At 41.8% G+C, this 20367-nt stretch carries 19 protein-coding genes and 1 riboswitch; of the genes, 16 read left to right on the top strand and 3 right to left on the bottom strand.

The window, feature by feature from the left end:
* Positions 1-165: 165 nt before the first annotated feature.
* Positions 166-651, top strand: coding sequence for a hypothetical protein (locus tag CLV38_RS00795; RefSeq protein WP_106190232.1), 486 nt, complete (start codon positions 166-168; stop codon positions 649-651).
* 17 nt (positions 652-668) lie between these two features.
* Complete coding sequence (locus CLV38_RS00790; RefSeq protein ID WP_106190230.1) at positions 669-1091, top strand: OsmC family protein; 423 nt, start codon at positions 669-671, stop codon at positions 1089-1091.
* A gap of 517 nt (positions 1092-1608) precedes the next feature.
* On the opposite strand, the gene CLV38_RS00785 is transcribed toward CLV38_RS00790, so the two are convergent.
* The gene (locus CLV38_RS00785; RefSeq protein WP_106190227.1) at positions 1609-2502 is read right to left on the bottom strand and encodes an SDR family oxidoreductase; all 894 of its coding nucleotides are present in this window, start codon (positions 2500-2502) and stop codon (positions 1609-1611) included.
* 226 nt (positions 2503-2728) lie between these two features.
* Between CLV38_RS00785 and CLV38_RS00780 the strand changes: the two genes are divergently transcribed.
* The 11 genes from CLV38_RS00780 to CLV38_RS00730 all read left to right on the top strand — a co-directional run bounded on the left by CLV38_RS00780 (position 2729) and on the right by CLV38_RS00730 (position 15501).
* Positions 2729-3448 carry a SatD family protein gene (locus CLV38_RS00780; protein WP_106190224.1) on the top strand — a complete coding sequence of 240 codons (720 nt, stop codon included), beginning with the start codon at positions 2729-2731 and terminating at the stop codon, positions 3446-3448.
* Complete coding sequence (locus CLV38_RS00775; RefSeq protein WP_106190222.1) at positions 3438-4457, top strand: hypothetical protein; 1020 nt, start codon at positions 3438-3440, stop codon at positions 4455-4457. Before CLV38_RS00780 ends, CLV38_RS00775 begins: the two co-directional genes overlap by 11 nt.
* A gap of 126 nt (positions 4458-4583) precedes the next feature.
* On the top strand, positions 4584-7475 hold the full coding sequence (locus tag CLV38_RS00770) for an insulinase family protein (protein WP_106190219.1): 2892 nt from the start codon (positions 4584-4586) through the stop codon (positions 7473-7475).
* A gap of 255 nt (positions 7476-7730) precedes the next feature.
* Positions 7731-7828, top strand: a riboswitch (TPP riboswitch).
* A gap of 82 nt (positions 7829-7910) precedes the next feature.
* A complete protein-coding gene (gene thiM, locus CLV38_RS00765; protein WP_106190217.1) occupies positions 7911-8744 on the top strand; it encodes a hydroxyethylthiazole kinase in 834 nt (277 codons plus the stop codon).
* A 3-nt stretch (positions 8745-8747) separates the two neighbouring features.
* The gene (locus CLV38_RS00760) at positions 8748-9056 is read left to right on the top strand and encodes an MTH1187 family thiamine-binding protein (RefSeq protein ID WP_106190214.1); all 309 of its coding nucleotides are present in this window, start codon (positions 8748-8750) and stop codon (positions 9054-9056) included.
* A 322-nt stretch (positions 9057-9378) separates the two neighbouring features.
* Positions 9379-10983: a hypothetical protein gene (locus CLV38_RS00755; RefSeq protein ID WP_211295380.1), complete on the top strand. Its 1605-nt coding sequence runs from the start codon at positions 9379-9381 to the stop codon at positions 10981-10983.
* A 152-nt stretch (positions 10984-11135) separates the two neighbouring features.
* Positions 11136-12041, top strand: coding sequence for an alpha/beta hydrolase (locus CLV38_RS00750; protein ID WP_106190211.1), 906 nt, complete (start codon positions 11136-11138; stop codon positions 12039-12041).
* Between the two features lie 164 nt (positions 12042-12205).
* The gene (locus CLV38_RS00745) at positions 12206-13000 is read left to right on the top strand and encodes an Ltp family lipoprotein (protein WP_106190209.1); all 795 of its coding nucleotides are present in this window, start codon (positions 12206-12208) and stop codon (positions 12998-13000) included.
* Between the two features lie 120 nt (positions 13001-13120).
* Positions 13121-13966 (top strand): patatin-like phospholipase family protein, encoded by an 846-nt coding sequence (locus tag CLV38_RS00740; protein ID WP_106190206.1) that lies wholly within the window; start codon positions 13121-13123, stop codon positions 13964-13966.
* 26 nt (positions 13967-13992) lie between these two features.
* Positions 13993-14559: a hypothetical protein gene (locus CLV38_RS00735; protein WP_106190204.1), complete on the top strand. Its 567-nt coding sequence runs from the start codon at positions 13993-13995 to the stop codon at positions 14557-14559.
* A 30-nt stretch (positions 14560-14589) separates the two neighbouring features.
* A complete protein-coding gene (locus CLV38_RS00730) occupies positions 14590-15501 on the top strand; it encodes a macrolide 2'-phosphotransferase (protein WP_106190201.1) in 912 nt (303 codons plus the stop codon).
* Between the two features lie 20 nt (positions 15502-15521).
* Here the strand turns inward: CLV38_RS00730 and CLV38_RS00725 are convergent, their stop codons facing one another.
* Positions 15522-16301, bottom strand: a complete 780-nt coding sequence (locus tag CLV38_RS00725) for an NRDE family protein (RefSeq protein WP_106190198.1) — start codon at positions 16299-16301, stop codon at positions 15522-15524.
* A gap of 128 nt (positions 16302-16429) precedes the next feature.
* Here CLV38_RS00725 and CLV38_RS00720 point away from each other — a divergent pair, with 128 nt between their 5' ends.
* Both CLV38_RS00720 and CLV38_RS00715 read left to right on the top strand, forming a co-directional pair.
* The gene (locus CLV38_RS00720) at positions 16430-16780 is read left to right on the top strand and encodes a hypothetical protein (protein WP_106190195.1); all 351 of its coding nucleotides are present in this window, start codon (positions 16430-16432) and stop codon (positions 16778-16780) included.
* 87 nt (positions 16781-16867) lie between these two features.
* On the top strand, positions 16868-17962 hold the full coding sequence (locus CLV38_RS00715) for a PQQ-dependent sugar dehydrogenase (protein WP_106190192.1): 1095 nt from the start codon (positions 16868-16870) through the stop codon (positions 17960-17962).
* Between the two features lie 168 nt (positions 17963-18130).
* Here the strand turns inward: CLV38_RS00715 and CLV38_RS00710 are convergent, their stop codons facing one another.
* Complete coding sequence (locus tag CLV38_RS00710; protein WP_106190190.1) at positions 18131-19378, bottom strand: hypothetical protein; 1248 nt, start codon at positions 19376-19378, stop codon at positions 18131-18133.
* A gap of 327 nt (positions 19379-19705) precedes the next feature.
* Here CLV38_RS00710 and CLV38_RS00705 point away from each other — a divergent pair, with 327 nt between their 5' ends.
* The gene (locus CLV38_RS00705; RefSeq protein WP_106190188.1) at positions 19706-20251 is read left to right on the top strand and encodes a hypothetical protein; all 546 of its coding nucleotides are present in this window, start codon (positions 19706-19708) and stop codon (positions 20249-20251) included.
* Positions 20252-20367: the final 116 nt, after the last annotated feature.

Here is a 20367-nt window from a genome sequence, read left to right as displayed (position 1 = left end):
GCATTTCGTCAATTTTCCATCACCTTTACTGGAGTCTGTTAAGCTGTCTTATAAAGCAGTGTATTTAATTTTTCCCCAGTTCACTGTTAGTAGTAAGCGTTTTATGTTATAATTACCCTTGTGTGACACAACAATATCACAAATGACTATATGGAGGATTTTAATATGAGCGTAATTACTGAAAACTTTCAACATTTAGCACAAGAAAAGAAAATTCAATTCAAATCTAAGGAAATTGAAGCGCCTATACGTAAAAAAGACGGCGAAGAAGTTAAACAGAAACAAATCGTTTTCCAGACAGCATTACGTGTCAATAAAACGAAAGCTGTAGCTTGTGGTGTGATTATTCATGAAGCTGATGTTGAACGTGCAAACTATCAGATCACTTACAATAAAATTGGATACGTGACGGATCGCAATAAACTGCCTGAAATCGTAACGGAATTAAATGAAATCAATGCGATGCGTTCAGGCTATTACCGTTTTGTTATTTCTGGTGATGGTGAAATCATCATGCGTCACTTGGGTATTACTGGACACGACGTGAAACCTATGATGGACGTTTTCGTCTTTGGTGGCCGTATCCTGAATGCTTTACTACCTGAACTTGAAAAAATTGAAGGCCTGGACATGACTCAGCGTAAAAGCTAAGAAACGAGGGGATTAATATGGATAACGCTCTATTTGAAGCCACTATTCACAATACAGATGGTGTCAACGGCACCGCTTATGTGGAAGGCCCGGGTGCCTTGTCCGTTGAAACCTCTCATCCATTAAACGACTCTTCCGGTACCAATCCGGAAGAGTTGTTTGGTTTAGCACTGACAACGTGCCTGAATGCGACGATTGAGTCACTGCTTAAAGCCAGAGGGTTTCAAAAGAGAAGCAAGGTGTCTGCCAAGGTTCAGCTGAGACGAGAAGAAGATGGTGTTGGCTTTTATTTTCAGGTCTATCTCTTTGCTGCTATTGAAGACACGGAAATGGAACAGGCAGAATCCATTGTAAAATCTGCTGAAAAACGATGCCCAGTCTCCAAGTTGACACAAGGTGCTGATACTATAGTCATCAGTGTAGTGCCGTATGAACATTAACTGAACACATAATATAAGACTCTGTAGACTGTGATCAGTCTACAGAGTCTTTCTATTTGGGAAGGGACCCAGCATACATTAGTTATAGATTAAACTAAATAAGGTTGAAATAGACTAATCAACCAAATATGGGTTATCTGACACTTTATAGTATTACCAGTTTCTGAAAAGTAAACGATTCTTCATAGCAGTCAACTAAATTTAGGTCGCTTACCTAAATAGGTTATTGCTTATCGTAAGGAGTTTGGTTGTCTAATTTGAATACTTCTTACGATTCATGTTCTAATCCCAGAAGTTTAGCCAAAAAGCTGATCAACTTCTTTAGAAAGTGTCCAAACTTAAGAAGTTGATTGACTACCTTTATGAACTCCTGAAGATAATGGCCATTTATCTACTGTAACGGTCTCATTTGACAGACAAAACAAAATACCCCCTGCAGATAAGAACTGCGCGGTGGCAATCTAACCTGCAAGGGATATCAGTTACTCTTTTTAGGCTTCACTCTAACTAGTCGGTTTTATAAATCGATCGGTTTTCCGCCGGTTACGCCATAAATTTGACCGGATACATAACTGGCATCGTCTGATGCTAAGAAGACATAGACAGGGGCCAGTTCAACAGGCTGGGCGGCACGTCCGAGTGGCGTGTTCTGACCGAACTCAGGGATATCGCCATCTAGTTTACCATTATCCAGCTGCAAAGGAGTCCAGACAGGTCCTGGAGCTACTCCGTTGACACGAACGCCTTTCGGTCCGAAATACTGTGCTAAGGCTACCGTAAAGTTACTGACTGCCCCATTGGTCGCTGCGTAGTCCAGCAGGCTTGTGCTTGGCGAGAAGGATTGGACAGAGCTTGTCGTAATAATCGCACTGCCAGGTTTGAGGTACTTCTCAGCTGCTTTCACGCTCTCAAAGTAACTGATGATGTTCACTTTAAATGTATCGTTTACCTGTTTCATGGATAAATCTTCAAGAGAGGGCTGAGCAATCTGCTGTGCAGCATTCAGTACAAGGATATCGAGAGCACCCAGTGCCTCTGCTGCTTTTTCAACCACTTCAGTACCGGCATTATCTTCCCGCAAGTCATAAGGAAGCGTAACTGCTTTTCGTCCTTCTTTTTCAATCAGGTCTTTTACCGCATTGGCATCATCTTCTTCACCTGGGAAATACTGAATCGCTACATTGGCGCCTTCACGGGCAAATGCAATAGCTGCTGCACGACCGATACCAGAATCGCCTCCAGTCACCAATGCATTCCGTCCTTCTAATCGGTTGCTTCCTTTATAGGATTGCTCGCCTGAATAGGGCTGAGGATCCATTTTGTGCTGCAGGGCAGGGGTCTCCTGTTCCTGTTCCGGAAATTTCTGATTAAAATACTTCGTACGTGGATCCGTTAAGTATGAATCTGACATTTCTGATCGTCTCCTCATTAAAATTTGGTTCACAGCTTTCACTTTGAACACTTAAATTATAGCAATAGGCCTTAACACTTTCTATTATTAACACTTGCCTAACATAAATCGGTCAAGAGCATTCATATTGAAACAGCACAACATTTTTAATCCCCATTTTATGGTTGATATTTGATAATCAACTAAATAAGGGTTATACTGACTAAACAGTAAAGGAGGGAACTGAATGACTGATGAACTAAGCATTGCCTTGATAGCGGATATCATTGCCTCGAAGAAAATGACCAAACGAGCTCAAATTCAGGATATACTGGTCTCCATCCTGTCGGACATTAATCAGCGTTTTGAAGCGGACATCGAATCGAACTTGACCATCACTTTAGGGGACGAATTTCAGGGCATCGTGGGCTCAATCGAGACAGCTTTTCTGATCATCGATCTCATCTCACTCGATTTTCAGCTCCAGACGAAAAAACAATGGGGGGAAGAAGTGACGTTAAGGTGGGGGATAGGGCTCGGTAGGCTGAGCACCCCTATAAAAAACCGGAAAATTAGTATTGGAACGGATGGACCGGCTTACTGGTATGCCAGAGAAGCTATTGAATCTGTCCATCAGTATGATGATTATGGGCAGCTGAATGAAAAAATTTCTACTGCTCATGAAACAGATGACTTTTTTAACAGTGTCATTCGTCTGCAGAATGTCATCCGAAACGACTGGACGACATCTCAGAAGGAAACAGCGTTTATTGTATTGAACACCTGCGGATACGATGAACTGACTAACCAGCTGATCAAGTCTGCTATGAAGGCGTATTTAAATCAATCCATCAGTGAGCAGACCGTCAGCAAACGACTCATATCCACTCACATTAAGCAGTATACCCATTCCAGACGCTTACTCGCAGAGAAAATAGAAGAACGGAGACGACAACTTGATCATTGAAGCGCTCATCGCCCACATTGTCGGTTATTTTTATTTCACACGCTACCCAACGTTCCTGGCTAACTCCAGAAATTCGGACGGGCATTCTCAGTACGCCTGGGGGATTTTCTTCACCAGCCTGGTCATCTTCGGACTAATCGAACCAGACCGGTATCTGGCATGGCTGTCGATCAGTGTCGGGTTGGTGCTGGGACATGCTTTATTCAGGAAATACATTATGCATCCCATCGATCTGTTTTTAAGCAGCACGATTCAGTATAATACGACGCATGCCTTGCAGACATTTTATAAAAATAATGGACAGATTGTCGCCTTTTTGCTGCATCAGATGCTGTTTGTATTCTGGATCAGTCTGCTCGATCAGTTTCTGTTTAACTGGACACAACCCCTGACGCAAGTATTCTTTGTCATCATCAGTACAGGGTTACTGCTACTTAAATCCACGACCTCAGTGACCTGGATCAAAGACAATAAAAGACGCGTTTTTCAGACAATCACGTCTTATGTTGTGTTAAGTGCACTGTTGCTCTTTATCTCTCAATTGAAGATTTCAATACTCTCAGTGGTTGATACTGGACCAGGCACTCTGATTTCTCTTCAGAATCGTCTGCCTTATGAAACGTTTATCCATTCCGCCTTTATTCTGATCCTCCTGATGCGACCGGCCAATTTGATCATTCGAACGCTGAGTGTTCAGTATGATCCAAAAGGGAACGAGCGGAAGTTGACCGACTCATCCTACCGCCAAGAGGATACAATCAGACAGGAATCCGGATTCAAAGGGGCAGGGGCGATGATTGGCAATCTTGAGCGGATCCTTATTTTCCTGTCATTTCTATATGGCAGTCTGCTGTCAGTTGTAGCGATCCTCTCAATCAAAGCATTTGCACGATATAAACTGATTGCGGATGACCCTTATTTTTCCGAGTATTTCGTAATCGGCACCATGTTGAGTGTCCTGATTACGTTTTTGAGTTACATCGGACTAGTAGCCCTCACGTTGATGTAAAAAGTGACAACTCACTCTTTATAACATATTTAATTATAAATTAATGATCCATAATATAGGAATAATTATAAGAATCATGTACAATAGAGTTACATGACAAAATAATGTGATTTAAAGGAGAATTGTATGACATTTAAAAAAATAGAAACACAGGATCTCCCTGATATCCAGTCAGTCGGGTCCTTGTATGAACATGAAGAAACCGGGGCACAAGTGCTTCATTTAGCTAATGATGATCAGAACAAAGCGTTCACGATCGGATTCAAAACACCGCCTTACAATGATAATGGGATCGCGCATATTCTCGAGCACTCGGTGTTAAACGGTTCCGAGAAATATCCATCTAAAGAGCCTTTTGTTGAACTGATCAAAGGCTCACTTAATACGTTCGTAAATGCCATGACATTTTCGGATAAAACGATTTACCCCGTCGCATCCACTAACGAAAAAGATTTCATGCATTTAGCAGGCGTCTATTTAGATGCTGTTTTCAGCCCTAAATTATACACAGATGCACAGATATTGGAACAGGAAGGCTGGCACTATCATCTGGAAAACACTGAAGATGACCTGATTTATAAAGGGGTCGTTTACAATGAAATGAAAGGGGCGACTGCCTCACCGGAAAGCCAGCTGTATGATCACTTATCCAGTCAGTTATACCCGGAGACGATTTATCAGTATAATTCAGGTGGAGCACCTAAAGCTATCCCAAGCCTGACACAAGAAGAGTTTCTGGATTTCCATAAAAAATATTACCATCCGAGCAATTCTTTGACGATACTGTACGGAGACATCGACCAGACGAAAGTGTTTAACGAACTGGAGAGTTACTTCGACGGCATGGGCAAAGGGGAAACGATCGACCTGACCGTTGCTATCCCTGAACCGAAAAATGGCCGGTTTGAAGACACCTATTCAATTACAGAAGGCGATGACCCTGAAGGAAAAGATTACCTGGCTTTAGGCTGGCATGTACTGGAACCTGAAGATGCCCTTGATAATTATGGTATGAAAGTACTGGATGAAATCTTATTCGGCCATAACCAGGCCCCTCTTCAAAAAGCACTACTGGATGCTGAAATCGGTGGCGACATCGAAAGTGATGTGGCAGATATTGGTTACCCGACTGCTTTTGTCATTACAGCAAAATATGCTGACTCTAAAAATCTGGACCGCTTCAAAAAAGTGGTTGAAGAAACATTGAGCTCAATTGTTGAAAATGGGTTAGATAAAGACTTAATCCAGGCAGCTTTGAACAAAATCATTTTCCAGACGAAAGAAGCCGTTATTTCTGAAGACAATCCACGCGGTGTGATATATGCCATCAATGCATTGAGCACATGGTTATATGACAAAGCGCCTTATGACCGTTTACAGTTCTCTAAATATCTGGATGAGCTGGCAGACTTGTCAGAATTCGGTTACTTTGAAAAACTGATCGAACGAAAACTGCTGAACAATCCTCTGCGAGTGGAAATTGCACTCAAGGCTGAACCTGGTAAGAGTGATAAACTGGAAGCACAGACTCTGGAGAAACTGCAGGACTATAAAGCCGGCCTTTCAGAAGAAGAGCTTCAGGCTATTGTCGATAAAACACAGAAACTGATCGACCGACAGGAAACCCCTGATAAAGCGGAAGATCTGGCTAAAATACCGACTCTGACTCGTGAAGATTTGACAACGGATGAACCGGATTACCCATTAGAAGCATCTGACTTGTTCGACGATACCCAGTTCTACTACTCGGAACAGTTTACATCAGGAATCGACTATATCAGTCTTTACTTTGATATCAGCGATCTGAAAACAGAAGACTACGCCTCACTCAGTCTTCTCAGTGATATTCTGGGAGAACTGGATACAGATAAATATGATGCGACAAGCCTTCAGACCCAAATAGATACCCATACGGGTGGAATCAGTGGGAAAGTGACGATATTTGAAGATCAGAAAGGTCAGCTGACACCTTACTTCGTACTAAGCGGACGAGCACTGAACGAAAAACTGTCAGAACTAGTTGGCTTGATGAAAGAAATCGTTACAACCACTTCATTTGATAATCAGGGTGAAATACTGAAACTGATTCAAAGTTACATTTCTGATTTTGAAAACCGTATTAATTTCGGAGCGCATGTCATTGCCGCTAATCGTGCATTGAGTCAGGTCAAACCCTTGTCTAAGTTAGGCGAGCACTTAAATGGAATCGATCAGTTCAATTACCTGAAAGCAACGAGAGACGAACTAAAAGGGGACACAGCGTCTCAACTCAGCACTGATTTGAAACAGCTACTTGACAAGCTGCTAAATAAACGCCGCTTGAATGCGATTTATGTTGGGGACAGGGCTCAGAGTACGCATGTCAAAAATGCTTTGCTTGAAGCCTTTAAATATCTTCCTTCAGATGATTTAGGTGAAGATGCTGTACATGAAGCTGGTGTTAAACAGAATGAAGCGTTTGTTACAGCACAGGATGTCAACTATGTTGGAATGGCTGCCAATGCTCTTGACGAACTGGACTACACAGGTCAGTCACAGGTCCTGTCGACTGCTTTAAGATTCGATTACCTGTGGAACAATATAAGAGTAAAAGGCGGCGCGTACGGTTCACTGTATCTGCACAGACGCAATGGAAACATGGCACTGGCTTCCTACCGTGACCCTAATATCACAAAGACGCTTGACATTTATAAACAGTTGCCGTCTTATATCGACACGCTGGAACTGTCAGAGTCAGAACTCCTGAAGTATATCATCGGGACATTAAGCCCGCTGGAACAGCCGAAATCAGCTTATAAAAAAGGACTGACGGCTTTCTCCCGTTACAAACAGGGACTGACAACACAGGATATTATTCGATTGAAAGAAGAAATACTGGCTACAGATTCAAGCAAGCTGTCTGCACTGAAAGCACCTTTTGAAAAAGTGATCAGTGACAGTACCGTCGCGGTCATCGGAAACAAAGCACAGATTGAAAAAGAAAAAGAACTGTTTGACGCAGTGTACGATTTATATTAATCTTTAGGTCAAAGGAATAGCCATTACCATGGTTATTCCTTTTTCTTTTGTCTACATAAATATAATCCATCGCCAAGAAAGCATAACCCGTTTTTTTTGAGAACAAAGAAGTGACGTGAATTTAAACAGCCGATTGTTCAATTTAGAGCAGCATTTTATCAGCTTATTCATTTGAACCAACGTCCATTTGTGGTAAACTTTTCATAGAAGAGGCCGTTTACACTCATACCCTTTTCCACCTAATTAAATAGCTTATCCATATTGAAGGGGGACTCTTAGGAGTTGAGAAGGTCAAACCTGACCCTTTGAACCTGTTAGTTTAGACTATCGTAGGGATCAATAGAACATGAAAAGACCCTTATGATGCCAATCTCTAGCAGAGACTGAGCATCTTTTTTTGTGCTCACAAGCGAGATAAGGAAAGGACAGGATAGAATGTCATCAGAAAAATTGAAAAGTCAGATGAAGACAGTTGTCCAGACTGTTAAAGACACCAATCCGATGGCGGGATCCATTACGAATTCAGTGACCATCAACCTGGTGGCGAATACGCAAATCGCTGTTGGAGGATCCGCTGCCATGGTCTACCTACCAGATGAAGGTGAGTTTTTGGCAAAGGCGGGTGGCGCTGTTTATATCAATATGGGGACTATGATGCCCGTTTATGAAGAGACGCTTCCGTTAGTCGTCAGAACACTCAAGGCAGAACATAAGCCATGGGTGCTGGATCCTGTTGCTATTGGGATTGGATCGCTCCGAACGAAACTGTTACAGCTGTTCAAAGACTATAAACCGGATATCATTAAAGGAAATGCCTCCGAAATCATTGCCTTAGCCGGACTGTGGGAGCTTGAAGGAGGGGCAGGCGAGTCGCAGGTGAGAGGTGTCGATTCAACTAATAAAGTAGAAGAGGCACAAGCAGCTGCGGTCTCACTGGCTAAGTGGACAAAAGGAGCAGTCATCGTTTCAGGAGAAGTTGATCTGGTGACAAACGGTTCAGTTGTTGCATCCAGCCGTGGGGGATCTCATTTCCTTGGTAAAATCACTGGGGGAGGGTGTGCATTAGGCGGGGCTGCTGCTATTTATTTAACCAGTGGGTCACCGTTTATTGCGGCGTTGACAGCTGTGTCGGCCTTTAACGTGGCCGGAAAGCGGGCAGAAACCACAACAGACGCACCCGCCGGTTTTCAGGTCGAATTTTTGGATCAGCTGTACAAAGCAACACCAGACGACATTGCTCAAAATCAGTTTGACATAGAGGAGGTGTAAGATATGAATACACTCGTTGCAGTCGCTATAGCACCCGTTGGAACAAATGATGAACTGGCATCTCAAGTCGCTGAAATTGTTAAAGTGATCAGAGATTCCGGATTGCCGAACCGCACGACATCTATGTTTACTGAAATTGAAGGACCATGGGATGAGGTTATGGCCGTCGTAAAAGAAGCGACTTCCGTTCTGACAGATAAAGGCATTCGAACAGAAGTCGTCCTGAAAGCTGATATCAGACCGGGTCATGAAAATACGCTCAATACGAAAATTGACAAAGTGAATGACATCATTGGTAACCCCAATGCATAAGAAAGACTTGCTTTGCCTTTCCTCAGATGATTGAAGACAAGCGTTTATGAGTAAAACGATTATCACGCAGCCAACGTCATTACAAAAAGTGAAGATCAGATTCTGATGGGAATGCTGACCTTCACTTTTTGTGTGCCTGAACCAATTCATACTATGAGTGTTTGTTAAATAGTGCTCAAGACTGATTGAATAAACGCTGAAAATCGGTATACTGGATAGAGTACCGATTGACTGACTTAGCCTACACTCTGTGACTTTTTTTGTACTGGTCTGACTGTTTTAGCTCAATAAAGCGGTAACTCTGTAACTAAAGGAAGATCAAATGAACTCTGCAAAAAAACGATTCGCGTCTTATACTGCCCTAGCTTTAGTGGCATTAGGTGTCTTTTACATAACGACTCCAGCATTAAATATCCATTCTCAGCAATTCCGTTTTATGCTGCTGATACTCGCAATCATCGTGATTTCAATAGAAATCAGCATCGATCAGAACACCTTTTCAAATAAGAAACTTAAATACGGCTTTTTAGCGCTCCCGATTATTCTAGTGACCGGAATAGCCATCGGTAACCTGGTCAACGGGGTGTTCTTCCGTGCCAATGACTATGCTGAACTGATCGAAGTAGAAGAAAGAAGCTTCGAGAATGACTTTCCGGCAATGGATGACTCCTCCATTCCCATGATGGACAGAGACACCGCTCAGCGACTAGGAGACAGACGAATCGGCTCCATGAGTGAACTAGTGTCCCAGTTTGTCCCCGCCGATACCTATACTCAAATCAATGTGGATAATGAGCCTTACCGCGTGACACCTTTACAGTATACGAGTTTTGTCCGCTGGTTGAACAACCGCAGTGAAGGCATTCCAAATTACCTGAAAGTGGATATGGTAACGGGAGCAGTAGAAGTGGAAGACTTGGATGACAACATTATGTATTCGGACTCTGAAATGCTGAACCGTAATGTGCATCGTCATTTACGCTTCAGATACCCGACAAAATTATTTGAAGATCCCTCATTTGAAGTGGATGATGCTGGTCACCCGTATTACATTGCGACAACCTATGAAAACAGATTCTGGTTCAAACAGCTCGAACCCACAGGACTGATTATTCTGGACGCTGTAACCGGTGAAACAGAAAATTATGATTTGGACGAGATGCCATCATGGGTCGACCGGGTTTACTCTGCGGATCTGATATTACAGCAGTTGAATTACAGAGGACAATACAGCGACGGATTCCTGAATGCTCAGTTTGGTAAACGGGGTGTGACTCGAACGACGGATGGATACAATTACATTCCAATGAACGATGATGTTTATCTTTACACAGGGGTGACGTCTATTAATAATGACGCATCTAATATCGGATTCTATCTCGTCAACTTGCGTACGAAAGCAGCTGAATTCTATCCAGTAACATCAGCTGATGAAGTATCCGCGATGGATTCTGCAGAAGGATCCCTTCAGCAGATGCGTTTTCAGTCGACATTCCCACTGCTGATCAGTTTGAATGACAAACCTTACTATATTTCATCATTGAAGGATGACTCGGGACTGGTCAGATCATATGCTTTAGTTGATGCCCAGGATTATCAACGCGTCATCACTAGTGATACAGTTGATGGATTGATTGTTCAGTTGAATGGTGGCAGCACTGCTGATGGTGATGGAGAAGGTGAGGGTGAAGACCTGGATGAAATCGTTGAAGTTGACGATGATAACTTGACACTCGTCAGTGGACAGGTGGAAAATATTTCCCAGGCTGTTGTTTCAGGCAATACCATTTATTACTTCATGATAGACGGCAGCATCTACAAGGCTGATGTCACCTTAAACGACACACTACCATTTGTTGAAGAAGGACAAGCGGTAGAAGGCGAAGTCAATGGCGATAATGAATTTAAACTGATTATATTGGATTAACTCACCTACAGCATAGGCACCGGATAAAGTCCGTGTCTATGCTGTTTTTCCAGACTTTTAGCAATCGGTTACATTTTTAATTGACTTGGTCTCCTCTGGCTATTACACTCTTATTAAGAGGACGTTCAACTTGAAAGGTGTGTTTTATTCTAATGACCTATACCCCTGAAACTATGCCGAAATCTCAAGCTACTGCAAAAGGCATGAAAACAATCAAAAGCGATATGAGTACTATTTTGGCTCGGGCAGATAGAGAAGACCTGGTTTACGCTCGCAAAAATGGCCATAATTTAAAAATTCGTATGGTCTATCCTGATCAGCATGGAAACGAATCAACGCGTTATCCTTTAGTCGTTCATGTACAAGGATCAGCCTGGTTTAAACAAAATTTAAATGGGCATATCTTTGACTTTAAAGATATCGTGACCAGTGATTTCATATTAGCGGTAGTCGAATACTTGCCGATACCTGATGCCTCATTTCCCAGTCAAATCGAAGATGCTAAACAGGCTGTACGGTACTTAGCTGCACATGCAGATGAACTCAATATAGATCAGTCTAACGTCTTTCTGTCAGGTGATTCCAGCGGTGGACATACGGCTTTAATGAGCTGGGCAACGTGGAATACACCGGATCTGGACTCGTCAACAATCCCTTTGCCAGAACTTAGAGGGATCATTGATCTTTATGGTGTCTCAGATCTGACAACCATCGCGGATTATAAATCGACCGTCCCTCATGACATTCCGACTAGTCCGGAAAATATTCTGTTAGGAGATTTCCTGTCTCTTGATGATACAGATAGAGCATTAAGTGCCTCTGTAAAGCATTACCTCAAAAAAGGAAAAACGTATCCACCGCTTTTAATCATGCATGGAAACAGAGATACCGTTGTTCCATTTGAACAAAGCGTCGAACTGCATGAGATTTGTTTATCTAAACAAATAGACTCCACTTTCTACTGTATAGATGAAGCTGACCACGGTGGAGGGCCATTTTACACTCAAGAAGTGATTGATATCATGATAGAATTTCTTCAGAACCATGTCAGCAAATAAACTGACGTATAGAACTACAGTGTAGATCCCTGAACTATAAAAGGGGTCTACATGTTTTATACTCATAATTATATTATATTCGTAGTATTAAAAATGTAAGCGTGTTATTATTAGATATACTTAAAACTTAATATTATAAATAAAATAAATAAGGAGGGCACTATATGTCAAAGTCAGAATACAAGGGAAGACTATCTGCAGCATCTGACAAGTCAAAGCTATTTAATCAAAAGTGGCGGATCGGACTAGTTACTTTAGCTATTGGCGGAATCACTTTATTGGGCGGATGTGATGACACCACTCAGCCTGAAGGAGAGGAACCAGATACTGAAGAGGTTGTCGCCACAGAAATTGAAGATGTTGAGGAAGAAGAGACCACTCTTGAAGCAGTTGACGAAGAAGAAGAGATAGAGGAAGACAGTGAAGAGGAAATAGAAGAGGCGGTAGAAGAGGAAGAGCTTGAAGTAGAAGAAGAGGCGGAGGAAGTCGTTGATGAACCTGAAGAAGAGGTTGAAGATACTGTCGAGACTATTTCAAGAGAACACAGTAATGCTTTGTCGCAGGCAGAACAGTACCTAAACTACACTGCATTTTCTAAAGAAGGGTTATATGACCAGTTAATATTTGAAGGGTATCCTGAAGATTCAGCCTTATATGCTGTTGAAACAGTTGAGGCAGACTGGCATGATCAGGCATTGAGTCAAGCGGAACAGTACTTGGACTACACAGCTTTTTCTAAACAAGGGCTATACGAACAACTCATTTTTGAAGGATACAAAGAGGACCAGGCTCAATATGCCATTGATACGATTGTGGCTGACTGGAATGAGCAAGCTCTTCAAAAAGCGCTCGATTATCAGGACTATTCCCCTATGTCTGATAGTGGACTGTTCGACCAGCTTGTTTTCGAAGGATTCAGCACTGAACAAGCTCAATATGCTATAGATAATTTAGATTAAACAAGCTCCGGACCACTGTCGTTTTTTTGATAGTGGTTCTTTCTTTATGGATAAGGAAAGTGGTATAGTTATTAGGTATAGTGTCAGTGAAACACTAATTAATTGTGAAAAGGTGAGTGCATGTCTGTAGGAATGGTATTAGAAGGTGGCGGGATGAGAGGCCTGTATACGGCCGGTGTACTGGATACACTGATAGATGAAAAAATCAGCATCGACGGAATGGTCACAGTCTCTGCCGGAGCGCTGTTTGGCATCAACTTTGCTTCCGGTCAAAAAGGAAGAGCACTCAGATATAATAAGACGTACATAAATGACAAGCGGTACATCAGTCTGAGAAGCCTGATCAGAACAGGTGACATGGTCAACAAGGAATTTGCCTACTACACAGTCCCTTTCTCTCTGGATATCTTTGATGAAGAAGCGTTCAAGGCATCCGGCATCGCCTTTTATGCAACAGTCACTAATATGGAAACAGGGGAGCCAGAATACATCACTATTACTGACCCTTTTCATCAGATGGAAATGCTCAGAGCATCAGGCTCCATGCCTTTTGTCTCAAAACCTGTTGTGAATAACGGCGTCCGTTACCTTGACGGGGGTGTCAGTGACAGCATTCCCTATGAGAAGGCTAAATCTTTGGGGTACGATAAGACAATCGTTATTTTGACCCGACCGCTTGCTTACAGAAAAACAAAACCCAGCCGTTTCGTGATCGACCGCTGGTACAGACACTACCCTAAATTTAAAAAAACGTTGAAGAACAGGTACGCAAACTATAATCAAACTGTTGAAAAAATCACGGAAGATGAGCAGTCGGGCGAGGCGTTCGTCATCAGACCCTCCCAGACGATTCAAATCGGGCGATTAGAGCGTGATCCAGATAAACTGCAGGCCATTTACGATTTAGGTGTGCAAGACGCTATCATGCGCCTTGCAGAGCTCAAACAGTATATCAATCAATCTTAATCGTTTAATCAGAGAGGAACAAAAACATGTCTGACTTGAGTCAATTAATTGAGGAAAAACCATGGGTCCAGGAATACCTTTATTTCGATCCGGATTTAAAAGAAAATGAAGTGGTTTACGAAGAAAATCTGAGCAAATTTAAATCCTTTGTAGCTGCAATGGAAGAGACCAGAGAGAACAGTGCCTATTTGCTGGACCGCTATTCGCTTCCAGACTATAAAGACACCGTTGAATTAATTTCTGTGTTTAAAGTTGCAACAACTAATGGCTCCATTACAGCTGAGCAGCAGGATCTGTTTTTTGACCGTTTAAGCTGGTTTATTCAGCAAGAGCGAGAAAAAGGAAGATCATTAGACGATATTTTTGAAGATAAAGATGCCATCGCCTTGTCCAGGCTGTATCAGGTTCAGGATGAGAAATGGGCGAAGAAATACCTGACATGGATTTTATACGAGTTAGGGGCCATCAGTAAAACCAACGGGCCGGATATTTTTGGGGCTAACGACAGCGCGTTCCAGACTTATGATTTTCTTAAAAACGCATCAGACCGCAAATGGCGTCCTCAAATGCGTTTTTCCGAACACGAAATGTGAAAAACACTATAGAATGGAAGGGGAATCCTTATGGATACATTAAAGAGAGAGACAGTGTTGACCGCATCCAAATATGGGGTCAGTTTAGTGGAAGAGTCCATGACTGTCGAATCGATGGGACTGGATTTTCAAATTGTCTTTGCAGACGATATAGAAGGGCAGGAATGGGTGTGCAGACTACCCAGGCGTGAAGATGTATTTGATAAAATAAAAAAAGAAAAAGACAGCCTGAATTTTATCAGTAAGCATCAAGCAGCTTTCCAAGTGCCAGTCTGGGAAGTGGCTAATGATGACATCATCCTTTATAAAAAACTGGAGGGTGTTCCGGCAGTTACGTTTGATCCTGACACCAAGGAAACGGATTGGGTCTTTGATTCCGAGTCTGTCCCTGATGTTTATTTAGACAGTTTGGGTCAGGCACTGGCTGCGCTTCACACTTTGCCGCTCGACGATGCTGAACAGACTGGATTCAAACTGCAGACAGCCAGTCAGATTCGCCACTCCATGAAAAAGCGAATGGATAGTATAAAAGATGATTACGAAATTAACGAGGAACTCTGGCAGCGCTGGCAGACCTGGGTAAACTCAGACGCCACCTGGCCTGATAAGACAACCCTAATTCATGGCGATTTATTCCCAGGGCACACACTAATAGATTCAGACAACCGCGTTACTGGCATGATTGACTGGACTGAAGCTGAAGTGTCTGATCCCTCTACCGATTTCACCTCTATTTACATGCTGTTTGGCGAAGGGGCTCTACACCGACTGATTGACAGCTATAAAAATGCGGGTGGGTACGTCTGGCCTCAGATGAAAGAGCACGTCATCGAAAGACTAGCGACTCAAGCCCTCACCATTGCAGAGTTTGCCCGCATCTCAGGCTTAAAAGAGTACCGCGAAATGGCTCAGGAGATGCTTAAAAAAGGGGCAGAATCATAAAGGGTACTGTTTGTTTGCAGTTAATCAGTTGCATCCATCTGAAACATTTCTTCAGTTGCTTCTAGTGGCCCAGCTTGATTATACCTTACTTCTTTTAACGTAACCTTTCCTGATTTGTGAACCATTAAAGCAGTGGTATTGACTGTGCCATATGTTTCACCTTCAATAAAAATAGATGAATTATTTTTTGCCACGTCAGATGGAATATGGTCAGGGTAATGATGGAGAGCTTCAGCCTTTTTCTTATCATTAAATAAGGTGATAAGAACATCTAGATCAGCTTGGGGGTGACGATTTAAATAATTCCCCACTAGCTCTGCAGCACGTGTCGTCTTGTGTTGACTTAAATCATCCTCTGTATTGCTCAATGAGTATAAACCGGGCTGGAGGACACGATGGTCATTTGTAGCATTTGAGTATACCTGCACGTTATCGATCGAACCGAAGATTAACTGATAACTGTCGTAACTATACCTGGTGCTGCGTAACTGCTTCAGAAATGCTTCTGGAGATTGTGTTTTCGTCAGATAATCTTTTACCAGCTTTCCTCTAGATAAAGTACTGTCTAGAGCTGAAAAGTCTTCAAATGGACGATTTGTTAGAGAAGCAAGGCGCCCAGTCTTAGTTATGCCTGCCCATGTTCCGCCATGAAGCGTATCAATGCCCGCTAAAACATCAGGGAAGTCATTCCAGAAATGAATCGGCTGGCTTTTTCTGTCATATGCTTCATCACGGTTTTGAACGAGAATCAACGGGTACTCTGGATTGGATTGATAAAGAAATGTAACGATACACACCATTGTTTCCTCCTAAAATAAGTTTTATTCATCATAGCACAGACAACTATATGGGGCTGCGTTTGACATTTAAAAGTAGTGATTTCTTTTCTTCCACAAAAATTCGAGTTCAACACAAAGGAGACTCACAAATGAACAAAAAGAGAGTAAGACGTTTAATGCTCTTGTTTTATTGCATTCCATTTGTATTCCTCGCTATGTATGGAGATGCCCTGTCAGGCTCCATGATGTTTTATGGTGTTATGTTAGCTGGATTTTCACTGTTATGTGGTATTGCCTTTATGACGAATAATACAAATGTCCTTATCACTGGAAATCTTTTTAGTTTCCTTTCATCTGCTATTTTTACATTAATCTACCTTCCAGGATCAGAATGGAACTGGTATTTTAAGCCTTTAACACCCATGTTTCTCTTAATACTCATAACGACCATTTCGTTCTTGATACACTATACTATCATAAAGCTGTTAACACCTTTATGAATCGGAAGCAGTCGAAACTGAACAAGATTTGATAACCTTAAAAAATAAGAGCCATTATTCAGTTTCTTTTGGAAAGGAGTTTTAAGAATGAAACAGATGCTTATAATTGGGCTCGCTTCTATTTCTTTATTGGGTGCCTGCACAGACAATGAGCAGCCGGAACTTTCAGAAGACAGTGAGGATGTATTAGAACAACCTGATACAGAAGAGCCGAACGAAATGGATATTGAGATTGTAGCGGAGAATTTAGAGGTGCCATGGACGATAGAAGCGTTCGATGAGACGCTTTACTTAACTGAACGACCGGGAACTATTTTAACGATAACAGAGGGTACAGTCGATAGACAAGAGCTGGAACTGGAAGAAGAGCTATCGGGTGCATCAGAGGCCGGCTTATTAGGCTTTGTATTGAGTCCAGATTTCTCGGAAACAAGTGAAGCGTTCGCCTATTATACTTATGAAACAGGCGAGAATCGATTTAATCGAATTATAAGACTTGTCCTGGAAGATAATACCTGGAGAGAAAGTCAGGTTCTGCTTGATCAAATCCCGAGTGGATCAGTTCATCATGGAGGACGTTTGAAGATAGGGCCTGACGATAGGCTTTATGCAACTACAGGTGATGCAGCAAGTCCTGAAATAGCGCAGGACCTATCTTCACTAGGCGGAAAGACATTGCGCCTTAACTTAGATGGCTCTATTCCAGAGGATAATCCATTTGCGGATTCATATGTCTATAGTTATGGTCACCGAAATGCTCAAGGATTGACTTGGGACGCTGATGAAACGCTGTACTCAAGTGAGCATGGAGATAGAGCAAATGATGAAATAAATGTAATTGAATCAGGAGAAAATTACGGATGGCCCGTGATTGAAGGGGAAGAAGAGCAGGAAGGCATGGTATCCCCTTTGTTTACATCTGGACAAGACAACACTTGGGCACCTTCAGGTATGGCTTACCATGATAACACACTATACGTCTCGGCACTGCGTGGGAATGCTGTTCTAGAGTTTAATCTGGAAACCAATGAAGAAAGAGCATTATTTACAGAGTTCGGAAGAATACGGGATATATACATCGATGGAGAATACCTTTATTTTATCAGTAATAATACAGATGGCAGAGGAGATCCAGCAGAAGATGATGACAAGGTGTACAGAGTATTATTGTCGGATATCTGATTTAATAAGGTGACTACCAGATAAGTACTTGGCTGGCGTAGCCTATCTATACTCAAAAAACACAAACGCGATGGTAGTCATCGCGTTTGTGTTTTTGTATGCTAAAACGCCACACATCAGCGGCTATAAAAGAGGGGAGGGCATGCAGAGAAAAGGTCGACAGTCTGTTTACACGATACTTTCCATAATGGATTCAATTTGTTCCTGAAGGGCCCTGTACGTTTTTAATCTGACTTTAGAGTATGATTCCAGCTTTCTGTAAAAAGCAGGGGTCACACAGCCTAGATTTTTCCCAACAGACTCCATGACCATAATCAGTGTACAGCGACTAATAATGTCTTTCAAACGCGCTTTCGTCTGGTCGTCAGATGAGTCAGGACTATTTACTTTGTAAATATAGGCTATTAGTTTAGTTATTTCATTGTCCATTGATTCTTGAGTGTCTCGGATGGTGAAACGCGTCTGGGTTTGCTCTTTTAAGTCTGACTCCTTATCCTGTAAGTCATCTAACAGCTGTAGAAAAGCACCGTAATGAAAAGAGAAGACCATTTGCTCTCGATTAAGGCTTCCTGTTAACAGAAATGCATCTGCCAGGACTGAAGTGCCCCCTTTAAACAAGCTGATCTTCAAAATATCGTCTTCAGACAACGATTTGTCCGCCGTTTGCTTGAGACTCTCCACTTGGGCTTTATGAATCAGCTGGATACTTTCAGTGACAGCTGGGAAAGTGTTCTTTGGGAACTGTTCAAATATCTCATCAACCAGTATAAAAATTCTTTTTTCAGTATCAGAACAGGCATCAACTTTTTCACCGGACAATGCTTTTGAAAGCCGCTGATTAAATGCCTTTTTAATCCTTGTATCAATTTCAGGGTTATCAAGAAGATTATCTGTATAAGGGTACAACATGCTGTAGGCATACATAGGTGCTGTTACTTTCACAGGATTGCCCCAGTAAAGCTGTAGACTATTCATGATCCAGACATTCCGCATAGCCTGGAAAATGTCTACATGGCTTAATTGGGCATCGTCAGTTTCAGCCTTAAGTAAAAATCCCTCAGCGGCATCCATATATCCTTGGGATAAGAAGTAAGTTAGAAACGGCTGATCGAATAAGAGCTTCTTTTCATCGATTTTTTCAAGTGTATCGATAACCAGTTCTTTTAGTTTGACAACTCTAGCATTATCTCTGTTGGCAGCAGGCTCGGCGTACGCCTTAAATTCTGAAATATATGGATGTAAATCCTTTTTGAGAGTTTTAAGGAGTCTCTCCAGCCTTTTTTCGTTCCAGATTTTTTTCCATAGCGGTATTTTTGACAACCGATTATCAGGAAAGGGGGTGTCCATTAAGTATGCAGCCGTAGACTTTGTTAAAAGATCTTCAATCGGAATGGTATGTACATCTGTTTTTTTCACCCGTTTCACCTCCAAAATACTCTTTAAGTGAAGTATAGTCTCTATACGCTTGGAAACCAAGTCATAATATAATTTTTTATAGTGTATAGCCGTATACCCGAAAATAGTGCCCGATAAACAATTGAATCATTTAAGAAAGTAATCTGTTTTTGAACGTTTCACTGTTAAACAGACTAGTAAATATTGCCTTCTGTCATTATTACTGATAAATTTTAGTTATAAATGTTTTATTATGTTCGATTAACTAAACTACTTCAATGTGACCTAGAGCACAGATTCATTACGTTTCTAGAGGATATGGGAGCTGAAAAAATGTGGGGTAGGTAAATGAGTACAACGGACTTGGAAAAAACCAAACGAAAGACATTTTTCACACTATTAGTTAGACTTTTTTCCCTTGGCGTTCTTTTATTTGTGGTGTTTATGCTGTGGAGTAGAACGCAATTAGACATTGTTCTGATGGACATAATTGATAGTCGTGAAATCACTTTGCTTGAAATTACAGGATTTGCCAATCATCCTTCAGTAGAATTTGATGGAGTGGAAGCTGGGCAATTTCTTAGATTATCTGCTGAGGGTATAGAGCGGTTTAGGTATAGTTTTTTAGACTATGAGTTAGAAGATAGTACACCTCAGTCCGAAACAAGGTTATATCCAAATAATGACTTCTGGAATCTCTCAGCTGAGAGACAGTTGTTTGGAAGCCTGGATGAGCCGAGTTTCGGCTTAGTGATGGAGTTCGAAGAATCTGCTCAGGAAACCATTTTCTTCAATGAAAACCATCTCTATATTGATGGAACCTACTACGAAATGGATTTTAACCCACTTATGGTTATGCTTTTAGAAGAATTAACTAATAATGATGACTGGTAGTATCGAGTATTCCACCCTCCTTTCTCAAAGATAGGGAAGAGGAGAAGGGAGGGGAGGGAGATACTGGCTAAGTAGAGTACAGTGTATCATCTCAACAAATAACTTGAATAAACGTC

The organism is Alkalibacterium olivapovliticus, from assembly GCF_003003275.1.
Classification (GTDB): Bacteria; Bacillota; Bacilli; order Lactobacillales; family Carnobacteriaceae_A; genus Alkalibacterium; species Alkalibacterium olivapovliticum.
The sequence above is the reverse complement of the archived record's forward strand: the minus strand, read 5'-3'. Positions and strand labels throughout refer to the sequence as shown.

Excerpts from the sequence above, each read along its gene's own strand:
- CLV38_RS00745 (WP_106190209.1), top strand. The coding sequence starts at position 12,206 with ATGTCAAAGTCAGAATACAAGGGAAGACTATCTGCAGCATCTGACAAG.
- CLV38_RS00790 (WP_106190230.1), top strand. The coding sequence starts at position 669 with ATGGATAACGCTCTATTTGAAGCCACTATTCACAATACAGATGGTGTC.
- CLV38_RS00750 (WP_106190211.1), top strand. The coding sequence starts at position 11,136 with ATGACCTATACCCCTGAAACTATGCCGAAATCTCAAGCTACTGCAAAA.
- CLV38_RS00755 (WP_211295380.1), top strand. The coding sequence starts at position 9,379 with ATGAACTCTGCAAAAAAACGATTCGCGTCTTATACTGCCCTAGCTTTA.
- CLV38_RS00735 (WP_106190204.1), top strand. The coding sequence starts at position 13,993 with ATGTCTGACTTGAGTCAATTAATTGAGGAAAAACCATGGGTCCAGGAA.
- CLV38_RS00770 (WP_106190219.1), top strand. The coding sequence starts at position 4,584 with ATGACATTTAAAAAAATAGAAACACAGGATCTCCCTGATATCCAGTCA.
- CLV38_RS00720 (WP_106190195.1), top strand. The coding sequence starts at position 16,430 with ATGAACAAAAAGAGAGTAAGACGTTTAATGCTCTTGTTTTATTGCATT.
- CLV38_RS00760 (WP_106190214.1), top strand. The coding sequence starts at position 8,748 with ATGAATACACTCGTTGCAGTCGCTATAGCACCCGTTGGAACAAATGAT.
- thiM (WP_106190217.1), top strand. The coding sequence starts at position 7,911 with ATGTCATCAGAAAAATTGAAAAGTCAGATGAAGACAGTTGTCCAGACT.
- CLV38_RS00780 (WP_106190224.1), top strand. The coding sequence starts at position 2,729 with ATGACTGATGAACTAAGCATTGCCTTGATAGCGGATATCATTGCCTCG.
- CLV38_RS00705 (WP_106190188.1), top strand. The coding sequence starts at position 19,706 with ATGAGTACAACGGACTTGGAAAAAACCAAACGAAAGACATTTTTCACA.
- CLV38_RS00725 (WP_106190198.1), bottom strand. The coding sequence starts at position 16,301 with ATGGTGTGTATCGTTACATTTCTTTATCAATCCAATCCAGAGTACCCG.
- CLV38_RS00785 (WP_106190227.1), bottom strand. The coding sequence starts at position 2,502 with ATGTCAGATTCATACTTAACGGATCCACGTACGAAGTATTTTAATCAG.
- CLV38_RS00795 (WP_106190232.1), top strand. The coding sequence starts at position 166 with ATGAGCGTAATTACTGAAAACTTTCAACATTTAGCACAAGAAAAGAAA.
- CLV38_RS00730 (WP_106190201.1), top strand. The coding sequence starts at position 14,590 with ATGGATACATTAAAGAGAGAGACAGTGTTGACCGCATCCAAATATGGG.
- CLV38_RS00715 (WP_106190192.1), top strand. The coding sequence starts at position 16,868 with ATGAAACAGATGCTTATAATTGGGCTCGCTTCTATTTCTTTATTGGGT.
- CLV38_RS00740 (WP_106190206.1), top strand. The coding sequence starts at position 13,121 with ATGTCTGTAGGAATGGTATTAGAAGGTGGCGGGATGAGAGGCCTGTAT.